Genomic DNA, 14,970 nt, shown 5'->3' on the forward strand with positions numbered 1-14,970 from the left:
CTCGATCGTGATGGATATGGGCCTACGGCTCATATCCATCACGATCAGGGCTGTCGCCCTAAAACCCGGTAGTTTGCTGGTCGAAAAAGCCAGCTACGCTGGCTTTTTCGACCAGCAAAGATGTTTGGCAACCGTAGACTGCCAAGTCTCGCCCCCGCAGAGGCGAGAACAGAGGCTTATTGCTGATAGTATACCATCACCTCGAATGAACCATCTCGGGCAAAGCAGGCATGGTATAATTCCGCACGTTGAGGTTATCAGCCTACAGGTGAGGAGAGCATTATGAAGGAGCGGCGTGTCGTTGTGACGGGAATGGGGGCGATCAGCCCGCTAGGTCTGAGTGTTCCCGCGTTGTGGCAGGGCATTGTTGAGGCGCGCAGTGGCGTTGGCCCGTTGACCCTGTTCGACCCGACCGGCTTTGACACGCGCTTTGCTGCTGAGGTCAAGGACTTCGATCCGGCGAACTTTATGGACCGCAAAGAGGCACGGCGGACTGATCGTTTTGTGCAACTGGCCGTCGCCGCATCGAATGAGGCACTGCATCATTCAGGCTTGAAGATTACTGAAGCGAACCGTGATGAGATTGGGGTCTTTATCGCCAGTGGCATTGGGGGCATTGGCACCCTCAGCGAGCAACTTGATGTGTTGCGGGCACGCGGTCCGGGGCGGATCAGCCCATTCTTGATCCCTTCGATGATTACCAATCTTGCGGCAGGCCAGGTCTCGATTGTCACCGGGGCACGTGGGCCGAGCTATTGTCTCACGTCGGCCTGCGCGAGTTCAGCCCATGCGATTGGCGAGGCTGCCGAGACGATTCGGCGGGGTTGGGCCAAGGCGGTGATCGTCGGGGGCAGCGAGGCGAGCATTACGCCAATCGGAATTGCCGGGTTCAATGCGATGCGAGCGCTTTCGACCAATAATGACGACTTTGCGACGGCTTCACGCCCGTTTGATGCGACCCGCGACGGCTTTGTGATGGGTGAAGGTGCCGCCTCGCTCATCCTGGAAGATGCCGAAGAGGCGATCAGCCGGGGGGCGACAATTCTGGCTGAAGTGGCCGGCTATGCCTCGACTTCTGATGCGTACCATATCTCGAACCTGTCTGAGGATGGCGAAGGCGTCGCCCGTGCGATCCGCCTGGCCCTCAAGCGTGCTGAGATAACCCCTGATCAGGTCGATTACATCAATGCCCACGCGACGAGCACGCCCGCGGGCGATCCGGTCGAGTCACGGGCGATCAAGCAGGTCTTTGGCGGACGCGAAACCGCCCCGCCCGTCAGTGCGAGCAAATCGCAATTCGGCCATCTCTTGGGTGCCGCCGGGGCGATCGAGACGGTCGTTGGCGTGCTGGCAATGCAGCATAAGCTCTTGCCTGCCACGATCAACCTGACTAGTCCCGATCCTGCCTGCGATCTCGACTATGTTCCCAATACGCCCCGCCCCAGCCAGATTGATGTTGTACTGAGCAATTCGTTTGGCTTTGGTGGGCATAATGTGTGTCTCGTGCTCAAGCGTTTTGTTGACTGAAGGAGTTCGTTGATACACTCCTTCGGGCCAGGTTTGGGGCGTAGCCCCCAAGTGTCGCGCTTCGATGTTGGCGGGCGGTAGCCCTCTATGATGCACCAGGTAATCATGCTTATGCCGAGCCGCTTAGAAGAGATTATTGGCGTTACCTTCCACGATCCACTGTTGTTGCAGAGTGCGTTTGTGCATCGTTCGTTCATGCATGAACATCCCGAACGGGTGCCGGGGCTCTCTTCCAATGAACGGCTTGAGTTCCTTGGTGATGCGGTGCTCAATTTCCTGACGGCGGCGTGGCTCTTTGTGCGCTACCCAGATCGCAGCGAGGGTGAATTGACCAGCCTTCGTTCGGCGCTGGTCAAGACAACAACCCTGGCCGGGTTTGCGCGTGAACTCGATCTTGGCACCTATATTCGCATCAGCCGTGGCGAAGATACGCCTGCGGCACGGAACCGTGATGCGCTGCTGGCCGATATCTTTGAGGCGGTGCTCGGGGCGATCTATCTTGACCAGGGTGTTGAAGGGGTGTCGCTCTTTGTAACGCCCTTCCTCGAACGCCAGATGAAGACAATTGAAGAGGGCGGCGGCGAGGTGAACTATCGTACCCAATTGCAAGAGGTTGCGCAGGCGCGTTATAGCCAGACCCCTACGTACCGGGTGATTGATGAGGATGGGCCGGCCCATCAGCGTGTCTTTACGATGGAAGTTCGCCTTGGTGAGCAGGTGCTCGGCATTGGTCGCGGCTTGAATAAGCAAGCAGCAGCGCAGACCGCTGCCCAGGAGGCGTTGCAGCGCCTTGCTGTTGTTGAGGATGATCCAGCATGACGCGAGGTCTGATTACGGGTGGTACGGGCTATCTTGGGCAGGAGTTGATCCGTCAGGCATGCGCACGAGGTTATGCTGTGGTCGCGACCCATTATACGCAGCCACCTGTGCCGGTGCCTGGGGTGACCTGGGCCGCGCTGGATGTGCGTGATCCGCACGCCGTGCGGTCGCTCGTTGAAGCGGTGCAGCCCGCCTGGGTTATCCATACGGCTTTTTTGCAGAACGGCCCTGAGGTGATGGCAATTACCGGCGAAGGGGCCGGCCATGTTGCGGTTGCGGCTGCTGCGGTGAACGCACGCCTGATCCATCTGTCGAGTGATGTTATTTTCGATGGCGAGCGTGATACCCCGTATACCGAAGATGACCCGCCGGATCCCGTCACTGACTACGGGCGCGCCAAGGCGCACGCTGAGGTCCTGGTTGCGGCGGCGCATCCCGCGGCAACCATTGTCCGCACGTCACTGATCTATGGCTTCGACCCAATTGATAAGATTTCGCGCTTTGTCCTCGATGTCGCCGCGGGGCGTGTCGCTGCGGCTTTGTTCACCGATGAGTACCGTTGCCCAATCTTTGTTGAAGATCTCGCCGCTGCCTTGCTCGAATTGCTTACACTCCCCTACCAGGGTGTGTTGCATATCGCCGGGGCAAGCTGTGTCAGCCGCTATGCAATGGGTTGCCTGATCGCACAAGCGTGGCAGATCGATCCCACCGGCATACCCGCCGGCCTCAGTGCCACGAGTCCAATCCGGCGCCCCCGCAACTGTCGCCTCGCGATTACACGTGCCCAGGCGTTGCTGCAGACCCGCCTGCGAGGCATCGATGAGGTGCTGCGTGAGCGGGGCGGTGAGCGCCGGGGAAGGGTGTGATGGATGCGAATTGGGTTTGATGCGCGCTATGCCACCGAGCATTTTCCAGGGATTGGCCGGTATACCATCGGTCTCGCCCGTGCGCTCGCCGAGATTAGCCACGGCCATACGCTGGTGCTCATTGTTGATCCCCGTCAGTTGCGCGAGAGTCGTTATGATCTGGCGGCGATCGCGGCGATGCCCGGGGTCGAGACGGCGCATCTGGCGGCAGGGCCGTTTAGTTTCAAGCAGCATGTTGCGCTGCCATCCCTCGCTCGTCGCCTCGGGTTGGATGTGTTGCATTCGCCCTATGTGGTCAAACCGTATCTTGGCCTGCCTTGCCCGTCGGTCGTCACCGTGTATGACCTGATCGGCTGGCGCTATCCGCGCACGCTCTCGGCACGGGGGCGGCTCTTCTACCGCCTGACGATGGATCTGGCGCTGCGCACCGCAACGCGCATCCTGACGATCTCGGAGAGTTCGCGCGCCGATCTTGCGTATGTCTACCCCCGTGCCGCCAGTCGCCTCGTGGTGACGCCGCTCGCCGCCGAACGCCGGTTTCAACCCCAACCAGCAGAAGTTATCGCCCAGGTGCGCCAGCGTTATGCGCTCCCCAACGATTATGTGCTCTATGTTGGTTCACAGAAGGCACACAAGAATCTTGAACGCCTTGTGCGGGCGTGGGAACGGATGCTGGAGTTTGAAGCGCGCCAGACCCCCGGTGCCTGGACGCTGGTGCTGGCCGGTCATGCCGAACGCGGGCAGACGAGTCTGCACCAGTTTGTCAAACAGCGTGGTCTCGCCGACCGGGTTCGCTTTGTGCCCAATGTGGCCGATGAAGACCTGCCCGCGCTCTATAGTGGTGCGACTGTCTTTGCTTTCCCGTCGTATTATGAGGGTTTCGGGCTACCCCCGCTCGAGGCAATGGCCTGTGGTGTGCCGGTGATCTGCGCGTACGCTTCGAGTCTGCCCGAGGTCGTGGGTGAGGCCGCGCTCACGGTGGATCCGTTCAATGTGATTGAAATGGCCGAAGGCCTCTGGCGGTTGCTCAACAATCCGCTCTTGCGCCGCGATCTCGCGGCCCGCGGTGCCCGGCGTGCCCGCGACTTTTCGTGGCGCCGCACGGCCCTTGGCACGCTCCGTGTGTATGAGGGACTCGCGGGGCCCGCACATAGTAGTGTGTAACCTACGTTTCTTGATCCCAGCGGAAGCTTCGACAGGCTCAGCCTCCGTCCGTTCGCAACGCCCATCGTCCGCCGTTGGCTGAGCTTGTCGAAGCCAATACCTAGAGCAGAAAACGTACGCTACAGACTCCTTCGTCACAGCGCGGGCAAGACCTTGCCAGGGTTGAGGCGCCCCCCCGGGTCGAACCAGGCTTTGATGCGGTGCTGCACCGCAAGCTGTGTTGCCCCCAGCGCCTCGTGCATAAACGCTAATTTCAGCGTCCCAATGCCATGTTCCCCCGAGAGCGTGCCGTCCACGGCGAGCGCAATGCGGAAAATTGCTTCGGCGCACGGCCAGATACGCGCACTCTCAGCAGGGTCACGGGCATCGAAGAGGATGTTCGGGTGCAAGTTGCCGTCACCGGCGTGCCCAAAGACGACAATGGGCAACTGATGTTCTTCAGCGAGTGCTTTGATCAAACGCACACTCTCGGCAATGCGCGTCAGTGGCACCGCGATATCTTCGCCAAGTCGGTTGGGGCGAATGCGGGCCAGCGCGATCGAGACGGCCCGGCGCGCTTGCCAGAGTTTCGCTTCGTCGCTGACACTCTGCGCAACCTGGACGAGCCGGGCGCCCCCGGCGCGGGCCAGCGTGGCGAGGGCCTCGGCGTCGTGCGCTACTGTTTCAGGCTCACCATCGCTGAGCATCAACAGCATGGCCCCCGTCTCGGGGGGCAGGCCAAGGTGCAGGTACGCCTCGACGGCGGCGAGGGTCGTATCGTCCATCAACTCAAGCGCCGACGGCACCAGACCCGAGGCCATGATCTGTTCGACGGTTGCGCAGGCATCCTCAAGCTTGGCAAAGAGGGCCATCGTGGTGCGCCGGGCAGGCGGCAGCGACACAAGCTGCAGGGTCACCTCGGTGATCACGGCAAGTGTGCCCTCTGAGCCAACCAGCAGTTGGGCAAGGCTCTGTTCGGTTCCTTGCCCGGCGAGACCATCACCCCAGCGCACGATCGTACCATCGGCAAGCACCGCCGTGACCGCCAGTACATAGTCAGACGTCACGCCATATTTGACACAACGAGGCCCACCGGCATTGCACGCCAGATTGCCCCCAATCGTCGACGCCGTCTGGCTGGAGGGGTCAGGTGGATAAAAGAGGCCCAGTGTCTCGGCGGCCCGTTGGATCTCGGCGGTAATCGCGCCTGCGCCGACGTGGGCAACCATCTGCTCTTTATCAAGCGTGATCTGGTCAAGCCGATTGAGGCCGAGGATCAGTGCATGCGGCGTTGGCGTTGATCCACCAGCGAGCCCGCTGCCCGCCCCGCGTACGACAACTGGCAAGCCGTAGGTTGCCGCAGCACGCATCAAGCCAGCGACCTCGCTAGTAGTTGCTGGCAAGGCAACCGCCAGCGCCTGTCCAAGCGGTTGTGCAATCGAGGCATCCTGGTCGTAACAGGCAAGATCTTCCCTGCGCGTCAGCAGATAAGTTTCCCCAACCACCGAGCGCAGGGTTGTCAGGATCTGCTCGCGACCAGTTTGGCGCATCAGGCGTTCGTGCAACGCCAGGTCGGACGAGCTTAGCAATGGCGACAATGGAGCGAGGGCCGTCTCGCGCAAGCCTGCCAACATCAGGTCGTGCTTGGCCTCTGGTGGTGGCATCCCCATCTCGGTGGTGACCGTACCACCGGCCTCGGTTGCAAGCGCCTGCAGAATGCGTAACAACTGTTCAGCTTCATCAGTTGGCGTAGCGAGACCGAGGTGTACTGTCCCGACTCCGGCATCGCCCCAGAGCGTGAGGGGCAGGCGGTATCGTACAGCAAGCGTGCGGGCGCGGGCCACAAAAGCGGGCAAGGCAGAGCGGGGGAGCGTCAGATCACGACGCAGCGCTGCCGGATGCAGATGCGCAGCCGCCAGGTCATACCACTGGTGCCACGGATCGCCCTCGCCGACAGGCATCACCGTTGCGGCAGTGGTAGCCGCGATCTCCCTCACCAGACCAACCTGGCGCACCAGCAGTGCTGACAGTCCTTCAAGCTCAACCAGCAACACTCCGCTGCCATCCGGTTGTTCGGCAACTGGCAGGGCACTGAGCGCAAGCCCCGCGTTCACCAATTGGGCAGCCAGGCGACATGCCTCGGCCAGCGACGGGCAATGCAGAAGCGTTGAGGCACGCTCAGCGGGCAGTGGCCGCAGGCTAAAGGTAAACTCGTGGGCAATTCCCAGATCGAGTTGACTTGCAGCGAGTGCCCGATGCAGACCATAGCCGGTGGCTCGCTTGATCGTCGGTCCACCAATGCTCAGGTTTGTGCCATCGGGCAACATCAATTGCGCCGCACGTAGATAGCGTCCAATGGTTCCATAGCCGAAACGGCGGCGACCGCCCGCATTGCAGGCGACCAGATCGGCCAGCGTCAGACCAGGCACAAGCGGAAAGATCGGCAACGCAAGCCGATAAGGCGCAAGCTCCTCGTGCAGCCTCGCGATCAACGTGGTTGCAGGGGCAGTGACAAGCAAGGCCCCGGGCTCAACAGCAACTACTTCCACAGATTATCCCAGATGTCTTGAATGGTCGTCTGGACACCCGCGATCGTCTGGCGCACCGGGTCAGGCGACAGGCGTGCATCAAGACGGGTTCGGCTATCCTCAATGACCTCGCTGAGCAGACGATGGGCCTCGACTGCATAGAGGCGGGTCATCGCATCGGTATAGACCTCGATCAACTCGTGCCGATCGGCCCTAGGCGTTTCGGCCAGCATATTGGTAAGGATTTCGCGTGCATTATCGCGGAAAGACTCAATCGACATAACAACCTCCCTGATCGTACTCTCTTCATTATACGACGGCAGGGAGAACTTTGTGGCTTTTAGGGTTAGCTCACCTACGCTAAAAACGTTGCGCCTTGGCGCCTTTGCGTCAAAACAACCGTCTTATGTGCAAGGTATTGGCCCTAACGCTGCTCGCGTTCAGGCGACGACGAGCGCAACACTTCGCGTGAGCGCCCCCCTTCGGCTGGCCCGACGATGCCCTGTTGTTCAAGCAGATCGATCAACTGGGAAGCCTTGCTATAGCCGATCCGGAGGCGGCGTTGCAACAGTGAGGCCGAGGCACGCTGATGTTGTTGCACCAGATCGATCGCCTGGGTCAAGAGCGCGTCCTGTTCATCAACCGAAAGAAATTCGGCGGGGGGCTTGAACGTCTCATCAGATGTTCCGGCCGCTTGCGCTCCGGTCGCAGCCGGACGTGGCCCGGGCAAGGTTCCGCTAAAGGGCGGGCCATTGACCCCGAGCGAACCACCGGGCTTCTGGGTCGGATCAGCCGAAGCCTCGTCAGGAGGCAACGCCTTACGCCAGAAGTCGACAATCTTTTCCACCTCACGATCCGAGACATAGGTACCCTGGATGCGCACCAGTTTGGCGGCATCAGCGGCCATATAGAGCATATCGCCGCGTCCGAGCAACTGATCAGCCCCAGGTACATCAAGAATGACCCGGCTATCAACCTGTGATGTGACGGCAAAGGCAATGCGCGAAGGAAAATTGGCCTTGATCAACCCTGTAATGACATCAACCGAGGGCCGTTGCGTCGCAATAATGAGATGAATGCCGGTCGCACGGGCCATCTGGGCGAGGCGACAGATATAGGTCTCGATCTCATCGGGGGCCATCATCATCAGATCGGCAAGCTCATCAATAATGATCAAAATATAGGGCATTGGCTCGAGGTCAGCGCGTTTGCGCGCAAGTTGCTTATAGCTATCAAGATTGCGCACCCCGTGGCGAGCAAAAATCTTATAGCGGCGCTCCATCTCACGAGTTGCCCACTTCAACGTCGGCACCACCCGTTCGAGCTCGGTGACGACAGGTGAGAGCAGATGCGGGATATGATTATAGACAATCATCTCGACCATCTTGGGGTCAACCAGGATCAGCTTGAGTTCATCCGGTGTATGGCGCAGCAGCAGCCCGCAGAGGAAGGTATTGATCGCCACCGACTTGCCCGAACCGGTCGCGCCGGCGACGAGCAAGTGGGGCATACGGGTCATGTCGGCAATCACCGGCGTCCCACTCACATCCTTGCCAAGCGGAAGTTTCAGCCGACCGCGGCTCTGCTCAAACTCCTCGCCATCCATCACTTCACGCAGGCTGACCATCGCAATCGAGGAATTAGGAATCTCGATGCCTACCGCTGATTTGCCAGGAATCGGGGCCTCAATGCGAATCGACGAGGCGGCGAGCGCCAGCGCGAGATCTTTTTCGAGCGAGGTAATCTTGCTGACTTTGACCCCTACCGCCGGCTGCACCTCGAACTGGGTCACTGCTGGCCCAGGATTAACGTGAACGACCTGCGCCTCAACCTTGAAGCTCGCCAGGGTATCTTCAATCAACCGTGAGCGATGGCGAATCACATCATCGCCAACCTGACTCACGATCGTGACCGGATCAAGCAGATCCAGCGAAGGCAGGGGCCAGGCTCGATGTACCGAGGCTGGCTCGAAGCCATCGAGGGCCTCTTGCACGATCTCGTGTGGCGTGGCCGGTGGCAGTTCGACCGGCGGTTTGGCCAGAACCGGAGGCACCCCAGGGGCGGGTGGAGCCGGAGGAGCCGGAGGAGGCACCACGGTGATCGCTGGCTCGGATTTGGCTAGCGTCCCGGGTCGTTGAAAGAGGCTGGCGCGCGTCGGGCGGGCCGCAATTGGCGTGGGCACAATCGAATCGTCGGCCCCCTGAGGTGGCGGCGTAAACGGAAGATCGGTATCGGCACGTGCCGTAGGCTCAGGCCGACGGGAAACGGGCGAACGACGCGGCGCACTCCAGAGCAACTGCCAGAACGCCACCGTCCGTGCCGCCGTCCCACCGAGCAACTCGCGCAGCGTCAGATCAAACGTCAGTAGCACACCGATCAGGCCAATCACAACCGTCACGAGCACGGCGGCCGGGCGCCCAATAATGCTATCAAAGCCCTGCACCAGCCAGAAACCGGCCCAACCGCCCCCCTCATTCTTGAGCCGAGCCTCGAATGCCACATCATGCACAGGAAACTCAAGCAGGTTGAGAATCGAGGCAATAATGAGAAGTGTCCCGATTAGGTGGGTTGTGGTAAGCCGCGAGTCACGAAACTGCTCTTGAATCAAGATCGCAATACCCAACAAACCGAGTATAATTGGTACAACAACAGCGCCCCCGCCAAAGGCTTGGCGCATCACCTCAACATACAGCGCCCCAGCCCTACCGGCAATCCCAGTCGTAAAAAAGATCACGGTTACCAGGGCCAGTGTCAACAATCCAAGCGCAAAGAGGTCGCGCTGATGTTCAGGACGCATCAAAATAGGGGGAGGCATAGCACGCGTATTTTTTCGCGGTGCTTTGCTGGTACGGGTAGCAGGTTTGCGCCCAGTGGATGGTTTCTTATTGCCTTGTGCGGCCATCTTTACTCCTCGCCGCGTGGCGATCCCTCAAGATGGTAGTATAGCACACATGCGCGTTGTAGTGATTAGGAGAAGCAAATGTGGCGACGGAAAAACAAGTTTGAGCGTCAGTTGGATACGCTTGAAACACAGGCCTCTGAAGCGGTTGGTCAGCTTGCCGGCACGATCCGTAGTCGGTTTGATAACGAAGTAGGCCAAGAAGTAGCCGCGAACCTGAACCAGCTCGCCCGTCGGGTTGATGAACTCGATTTGAGTGACCAGGTTGCGCAACGGCGAAAAAAATTGGAAAAAGCGGCGAAAAAGGCGAGCCGTCGGGTCGATCGGGCGATCAAGGATCTCGAAAAGACCCGCGGTAAAGTTGCCCGTGACGCACGAGAGCTTGCCTCGCAGGTGGGCGAAAATCTTGAGCATAGTGGTCAGCAGATCGCCACGATCAGCCAGCAATCAGTCCCTGAAAAGCCCGGTGGCTGGATTATGCCCACGTTGCTTGGCTTGCTTATCGGTTTCGGCCTGGGCTTTTTTGTCGCCAAGAAGACAAGCAAAAAAGAGCCCGAGGCACAGTGATGTAAGCATGTGGTTGGATGCGCAAAAAGCCAGCTTAGCTAAGCTGGCTTTTTGCGCATCCAACGCATGCGTCGGATTTACCCTACGATTGATGATCAGACAACGGTGAGGATGCAGTCGTCGAGGCTGCACCCGTCGCATATTCTTCGACCTGTTCCGCCAATTTATCCGTGAGCGACAGCCCCATCAGACGCGCCATCCAGCGTGTCTCGTCATAGCTATCGAGCAGCACGACGACCAGAACCGTAATTGGCATCGAGAGAAAGGTGCCGGGCGGCCCCAGAATCCACGTCCAAAAAAAGAAAGCCACAAACACAACCGCTGGCGACAGACTCAGTTCGCGTCCAATCAACGATGGGGCAATCAGGTTTTCAATCGTCAAATTGATCGTCGTAATAATCAAGAGCACAATCAGGGCTCGCACGAAGCCGTGTTCAGCCAGGGTGAGCAAAAAGGCTGGCAAGGCTGCCGTTGGGATGCCAATATAGGGAATATACCCTAACACAAAGATCAAGACCCCCCAGAGCAAGGAGAATGGAACCTGGAGCAAGACCATCCCAATCGTTGAGCCAACAGCAACCGTAAGATTGATATACGTACGCACGCCAAAATAACGTACGACACTGCCTCCAAAGGTGGCAAGTCGATGCAGCAGGGGGCTTTGCTCACCGAGACCCGAGCTCAGGCGCTTGCGGAGCGACGGCATTTCGATGAGAAAAAAGAGTACCAGCACGGTCACGATCAACGAATTGCCCAGCACGTTGCCGATGCCTGCCAGGATCGATCCCAACACTCCGACGAGCGAAACACTATTGAGCAAGCCAAAAAATTGTAACTCGTTGGCAACAAACCCATAACTTGCCAACCACTCACGGAGCACATGCTCTTGTTGCGCGAGGAGACGTTGATATGTGCCAAGTTGTGATGTCAGACGGGTAATTGATATCCCGAGTGCGGTGGTCAACATCGCGGCAAACGCGATCATGCCCAACACCATGATCAGCAGCGCAAACCACGAAGGGATGCCACGTTTTTGCAGCCAGAGATAAATTGGATTACACAACAAGGTAATCACGAGGGCTAGCAGCAGTGGATTGAGCAACGGCGCTGCAACCCGCATAGCTCCCAGGATCAGTACCAGCGAAGCGATGATCAACAAAGGGCGCAAGATCGTTGTCGCCTGAGGCTGGGGCAATTCCATAGCCACTCCTCACTCAGTCAAAATGGTTCTCCCTTAGTATACCGTTTTCTGAGGATTTAGGTAACGCTTTTTGCCAACCTGCGGCCTCAAGAATCATTCCTTCACTGACCAACAAAACTAGCTATGCTAGTTTTGTTGGTCAGTGAAGGAATGGGTTTTCGCGCACCTTCTCCCCGACTAGGGTTCCAACAGTGGCAACGCCGACGTGGGTACTACAGTTGGCACAGGGGGCGGAGGAGTAGAGGAGGGCAGCACCTGGCTGATCAGCAAGATGAGCACCAGGACGGCAATAATCAGCGCCACCAGTTTTGGTGAAAAGCCTTGCTTGCGCGGGGCCTCGTTACGTGCGCGTTGGGCCGGCTCACCTACGGTCGTCGTCCCGACAACAAAGGCTTTGGCGCTCGTCAAGGCCCGCGAAGCCATTTGCCCAGCCCCGGCGAACGTACGCTCGGTACGCAGTGGCTTGCCCACCGGCGCAGCCTCGCCAGCAACCGCATCAGCGGGCACAGACTGACGAGCGACGCTCGCCATGCGGGCATTAAAGAGATATTCACTCCCAGGAACAACCCACAAACGCGGCGATCCCCAGGCATCCTCAGCCTCCGCAAGCGCTGCTCGTCCATCGGTTGTGGCCAGATCAACTGGTTCATCGGCCACCAGCGCTTCATAACATGGCCCACAAAAGGTGGCAACACCTGCATTATCCAGGTCGCCCAGCGCAAGGGTGGCAATGCCAAGCCGGTCATGCACTGCCCCTGCAATGCTCGCCAGGGCTACCGCTTCAGCCCCCAGATCAGCCGCAAGCGTGAGCAAGCGTAGCTCCTGGTAATCACCAATAATCCCGGCCAACCCTGCCGCATCAAGCGCACGGCCCAAGCGCAGGCGCGCTGTTGATCCCTGACCCGTTGCATCAGCAGCAACAAGGTGGAGCGCATGGCACGGCTCTTCAGCTAGGGCCTCACGCAGCATGAACGGGTCAGCATCGCGCAACAGATCAACGACCAGGCGGCCCTCACGCACTGGTTGCGCCAGGGCATGGCCCAGTGGTGCCGCTGCTGCCGCTGCCGCCCCTGGTGCGCACGCAATCAAAAGACGTATCGGGCCGCTCAAAGGCAAAGCGGGACGCGAACGGGTAATGCGGCCAACCCGAATCAGCGGGTAATCGTCACGGATCGCTGGTTGCCACGGGGTTGAACGCCCCAGCGTGATCCATTCCCAGGGCAGGATCGCCACCTCAGGCAGGGCCATGTGCAACTGAATCTGGACGTGGTTCCCCGCTTCGCTGGCTGTGTGGGCGGCTTCAAGTAGCAATTGATGCACCGGCGGGGGAAAAAGCACCGGCCCAAGCATTTCACCATTGGTCACCATATCATTGGTGAGCACGGGCAACTCGATCAGGGTTTCAATATCTCCGCCCGGACTCGTTGCACGAAGGGTATATCCAGTCGTTCCTTGCCCACTAATGGCGATCTGAAAGGGTATTGCCACTGCCACGCTGCTTACACCTGCCCCTCATAACACTATGTATGCACGACCGCCAAAGGAATGCTGTTACGCTGAGTACCACTCATTGCCTACTTGCAATATAGCATGCCCCTCACTCTCATGTCTAGTCAGCCGAGGCTTATGCCCTAGCTACTCAACCAGCAATTCGATCTGCTCTCCCTCTTCAGTGTCGTTCCATACCAGCAACCGTCCCGTCGCACCGCGGGCTATGCTCCCCAGCAATTCGTCCCGTGCGGCCTCGCTGAGATGCGGGATGAGCCGTGCCCCCAGCCGTAGGCCGACATTGATCAGGCCCACAGGGATCGCTACATTGACCTTCTGATGTCTTGTTTGGAGATCGGTGACACGCACTCGTACCAGACGTGTCTGCCCCTGTTGTACTGAGCTTGTCTCGGCTGCCAGTGCATCAAGCAACTGCGCCGCCTCATCCGAAGAGACTTGGCCCGTTTCGACTAATTTCAAGATGCGGTCGCGTGTGTTGAGCATAGGCCTCTCGCGGGGGTTGGGGGCCATAGAATTCTCAAGCCTTGCGCTTGTGTTGGCGAAAATGGCCAGGACAGGCGCGGGCTGTTAGGGTGACTGCCCTAAAGTTACGGCGGATGAGGCCGTAGCCCTCACGTTTGGACGTATAATACACCATCATCCATCTTGAAGCTAGCAAATGAAGGGTAGAGCGTGATGAAGGCGGCCCTCATGTTTCCCGAAATTACCATTGCTGGTACGCCCTATGAACGTGGGCATATGTACGGTGCGGCAGTTCCTTCGCATATCCGACATAGTATCGCGAGCTATGCGCGCCTTTTTGCCTATCGCCGCGCCCTCGATTGGGCGGCAAGCCAGGCCGAGGCACTGCGTTTTGTGCCTTTGTTGACCGAGGTGGCCCCTGATCTGCTTGAAGAGATGCGTGGGCTTGCCGATGGTGCCGGGGTCGCGCTGGCCGAGATTGTGGCACTGAATGTGCGTACCGAGTTGATGGCGGGCATCCCAATTGGCTATTATCACCCCGATGGCGCTGCCGCGATGGCGCGTAATCGCGCCGCCAGAGTGCCCGAACATCCCGACGAGCAGCCGCTGAACCGGGGGATGGTCGCCGATGCGCCTGAACTCGACCGTGATGCCGGCGAGTGTACGACCGCCGCTGCCTATGGCCCAGCTACGACTGATGGCCGTATGTTGCTGGCCCAAACCTGGGATTGGCAGGGTGATCAGCGCGCTGCGTGCCTTATGTTGCGGGTGCATGCACCGGGTGAACCAGCAATTTTGACGATGACCGAAGCCGGGATGCTGGCTAAGGTTGGGCTCAATAGCGCTGGCCTGGTGGTCGGGTTGAATCTCTTACGCTCGCAGAGTGACGGGCAACATGTTGGCATGCCTGTCCATATCTTGCTCCGCAAGATGTTGCAGGCAACGACGTTTGCGGATGCTCGTACCCTGGCCGATCGCGTTCCCGCTGGCGGATCATCCTGTGTCACCATTGCGAGTACCACGGGCCAGTTGGTTAGCCTCGAAATAAGCCCGACTGGTGTGGCTGAGGTCTGGGCCAAAGATGGTTTGCTGGCGCACGCGAACCACTGCGTTGATCAAACCGCCGCCGCTGGCGAATGCCCGCTCGAGGCAACCTCGACCTCGCGTGAACGCCAGGGGCGCGCCTGGGAGTTGCTGCGGATGGGGTATGGTGCCCTTGATGTACTGACCCTTCAAGCGATCCTGCGCGACCGCCATGATGCACCGCGCTGCATCTGTCGCCTCCCCGATATGCGTGTCCCCCGACTTGACCGGGGCGAGAGCATCTGTGGGCTGGTGCTTGATCCTCACGACGGCGTGATCTATGTGGCGCCTGATGCGCCCTGTCAGGCAGCTTTTACGGCGGTCACCTTGGCGTGATCCGTCTCTTCGCCGGTTCCAACACCAGCC

12 protein-coding genes are annotated in these 14,970 nt (G+C 59.3%); 6 read left to right on the forward strand and 6 right to left on the reverse strand.

What is annotated here, in order from left to right:
• Nucleotides 1-282 precede the first annotated feature (282 nt).
• From fabF to A9Q02_RS19055, 4 genes are all read left to right on the forward strand, one after another.
• On the forward strand, nt 283-1,527 hold the full coding sequence (gene fabF, locus A9Q02_RS19040) for a beta-ketoacyl-ACP synthase II (protein ID WP_097654661.1): 1,245 nt from the start codon (nt 283-285) through the stop codon (nt 1,525-1,527).
• A 111-nt stretch (nt 1,528-1,638) separates the two neighbouring features.
• Nucleotides 1,639-2,346 carry a ribonuclease III gene (rnc, locus tag A9Q02_RS19045; RefSeq protein ID WP_097654662.1) on the forward strand — a complete coding sequence of 236 codons (708 nt, stop codon included), beginning with the start codon at nt 1,639-1,641 and terminating at the stop codon, nt 2,344-2,346.
• Nucleotides 2,343-3,212 (forward strand): SDR family oxidoreductase, encoded by an 870-nt coding sequence (locus A9Q02_RS19050; RefSeq protein WP_245860715.1) that lies wholly within the window; start codon nt 2,343-2,345, stop codon nt 3,210-3,212. Before rnc ends, A9Q02_RS19050 begins: the two co-directional genes overlap by 4 nt.
• A 3-nt stretch (nt 3,213-3,215) precedes the next feature.
• Nucleotides 3,216-4,376 carry a glycosyltransferase family 4 protein gene (locus A9Q02_RS19055; RefSeq protein WP_245860717.1) on the forward strand — a complete coding sequence of 387 codons (1,161 nt, stop codon included), beginning with the start codon at nt 3,216-3,218 and terminating at the stop codon, nt 4,374-4,376.
• A gap of 134 nt (nt 4,377-4,510) precedes the next feature.
• Here A9Q02_RS19055 and A9Q02_RS19060 read toward each other — a convergent pair whose 3' ends face one another.
• From A9Q02_RS19060 to A9Q02_RS19070, 3 genes are all read right to left on the reverse strand, one after another.
• Nucleotides 4,511-6,904: an FAD-binding oxidoreductase gene (locus A9Q02_RS19060; RefSeq protein ID WP_097654663.1), complete on the reverse strand. Its 2,394-nt coding sequence runs from the start codon at nt 6,902-6,904 to the stop codon at nt 4,511-4,513.
• Nucleotides 6,895-7,164: a hypothetical protein gene (locus tag A9Q02_RS19065; RefSeq protein WP_097654664.1), complete on the reverse strand. Its 270-nt coding sequence runs from the start codon at nt 7,162-7,164 to the stop codon at nt 6,895-6,897. The genes A9Q02_RS19060 and A9Q02_RS19065 overlap by 10 nt, the downstream gene beginning before the upstream one ends.
• Nucleotides 7,165-7,307: 143 nt before the next feature.
• On the reverse strand, nt 7,308-9,698 hold the full coding sequence (locus A9Q02_RS19070; RefSeq protein WP_245860719.1) for an FtsK/SpoIIIE family DNA translocase: 2,391 nt from the start codon (nt 9,696-9,698) through the stop codon (nt 7,308-7,310).
• Between the two features lie 165 nt (nt 9,699-9,863).
• Here A9Q02_RS19070 and A9Q02_RS19075 point away from each other — a divergent pair, with 165 nt between their 5' ends.
• On the forward strand, nt 9,864-10,349 hold the full coding sequence (locus A9Q02_RS19075) for a hypothetical protein (RefSeq protein ID WP_097654666.1): 486 nt from the start codon (nt 9,864-9,866) through the stop codon (nt 10,347-10,349).
• Nucleotides 10,350-10,431: 82 nt separating this feature from the next.
• Here A9Q02_RS19075 and A9Q02_RS19080 read toward each other — a convergent pair whose 3' ends face one another.
• From A9Q02_RS19080 to A9Q02_RS19090, 3 genes are all read right to left on the reverse strand, one after another.
• Entirely contained in the window at nt 10,432-11,550 is a 1,119-nt protein-coding gene (locus tag A9Q02_RS19080; protein ID WP_097654667.1) for an AI-2E family transporter, read from the reverse strand.
• Between the two features lie 177 nt (nt 11,551-11,727).
• Nucleotides 11,728-13,038 (reverse strand): polysaccharide deacetylase, encoded by a 1,311-nt coding sequence (locus tag A9Q02_RS19085; protein WP_097654668.1) that lies wholly within the window; start codon nt 13,036-13,038, stop codon nt 11,728-11,730.
• Nucleotides 13,039-13,185: 147 nt separating this feature from the next.
• Nucleotides 13,186-13,542, reverse strand: a complete 357-nt coding sequence (locus tag A9Q02_RS19090) for an SHOCT-like domain-containing protein (protein WP_097654669.1) — start codon at nt 13,540-13,542, stop codon at nt 13,186-13,188.
• A gap of 207 nt (nt 13,543-13,749) precedes the next feature.
• Between A9Q02_RS19090 and A9Q02_RS19095 the strand changes: the two genes are divergently transcribed.
• Nucleotides 13,750-14,940 carry a C45 family autoproteolytic acyltransferase/hydrolase gene (locus tag A9Q02_RS19095; protein WP_097654670.1) on the forward strand — a complete coding sequence of 397 codons (1,191 nt, stop codon included), beginning with the start codon at nt 13,750-13,752 and terminating at the stop codon, nt 14,938-14,940.
• Nucleotides 14,941-14,970 lie beyond the last annotated feature (30 nt).

This window comes from Candidatus Chloroploca asiatica (assembly GCF_002532075.1).
Lineage (GTDB): Bacteria > Chloroflexota > Chloroflexia > Chloroflexales > Chloroflexaceae > Chloroploca > Chloroploca asiatica.

What these genes read in the sequence shown, in the direction of transcription:
- rnc (WP_097654662.1), top strand. Translation starts at nt 1,639, where the DNA reads ATGCCGAGCCGCTTAGAAGAGATTATTGGCGTTACCTTCCACGATCCA.
- A9Q02_RS19050 (WP_245860715.1), top strand. Translation starts at nt 2,343, where the DNA reads ATGACGCGAGGTCTGATTACGGGTGGTACGGGCTATCTTGGGCAGGAG.
- A9Q02_RS19075 (WP_097654666.1), top strand. Translation starts at nt 9,864, where the DNA reads ATGTGGCGACGGAAAAACAAGTTTGAGCGTCAGTTGGATACGCTTGAA.
- A9Q02_RS19090 (WP_097654669.1), bottom strand. Translation starts at nt 13,542, where the DNA reads ATGCTCAACACACGCGACCGCATCTTGAAATTAGTCGAAACGGGCCAA.
- A9Q02_RS19095 (WP_097654670.1), top strand. Translation starts at nt 13,750, where the DNA reads ATGTTTCCCGAAATTACCATTGCTGGTACGCCCTATGAACGTGGGCAT.
- A9Q02_RS19080 (WP_097654667.1), bottom strand. Translation starts at nt 11,550, where the DNA reads ATGGAATTGCCCCAGCCTCAGGCGACAACGATCTTGCGCCCTTTGTTG.
- A9Q02_RS19055 (WP_245860717.1), top strand. Translation starts at nt 3,216, where the DNA reads ATGCGAATTGGGTTTGATGCGCGCTATGCCACCGAGCATTTTCCAGGG.
- fabF (WP_097654661.1), top strand. Translation starts at nt 283, where the DNA reads ATGAAGGAGCGGCGTGTCGTTGTGACGGGAATGGGGGCGATCAGCCCG.
- A9Q02_RS19065 (WP_097654664.1), bottom strand. Translation starts at nt 7,164, where the DNA reads ATGTCGATTGAGTCTTTCCGCGATAATGCACGCGAAATCCTTACCAAT.
- A9Q02_RS19070 (WP_245860719.1), bottom strand. Translation starts at nt 9,698, where the DNA reads ATGCCTCCCCCTATTTTGATGCGTCCTGAACATCAGCGCGACCTCTTT.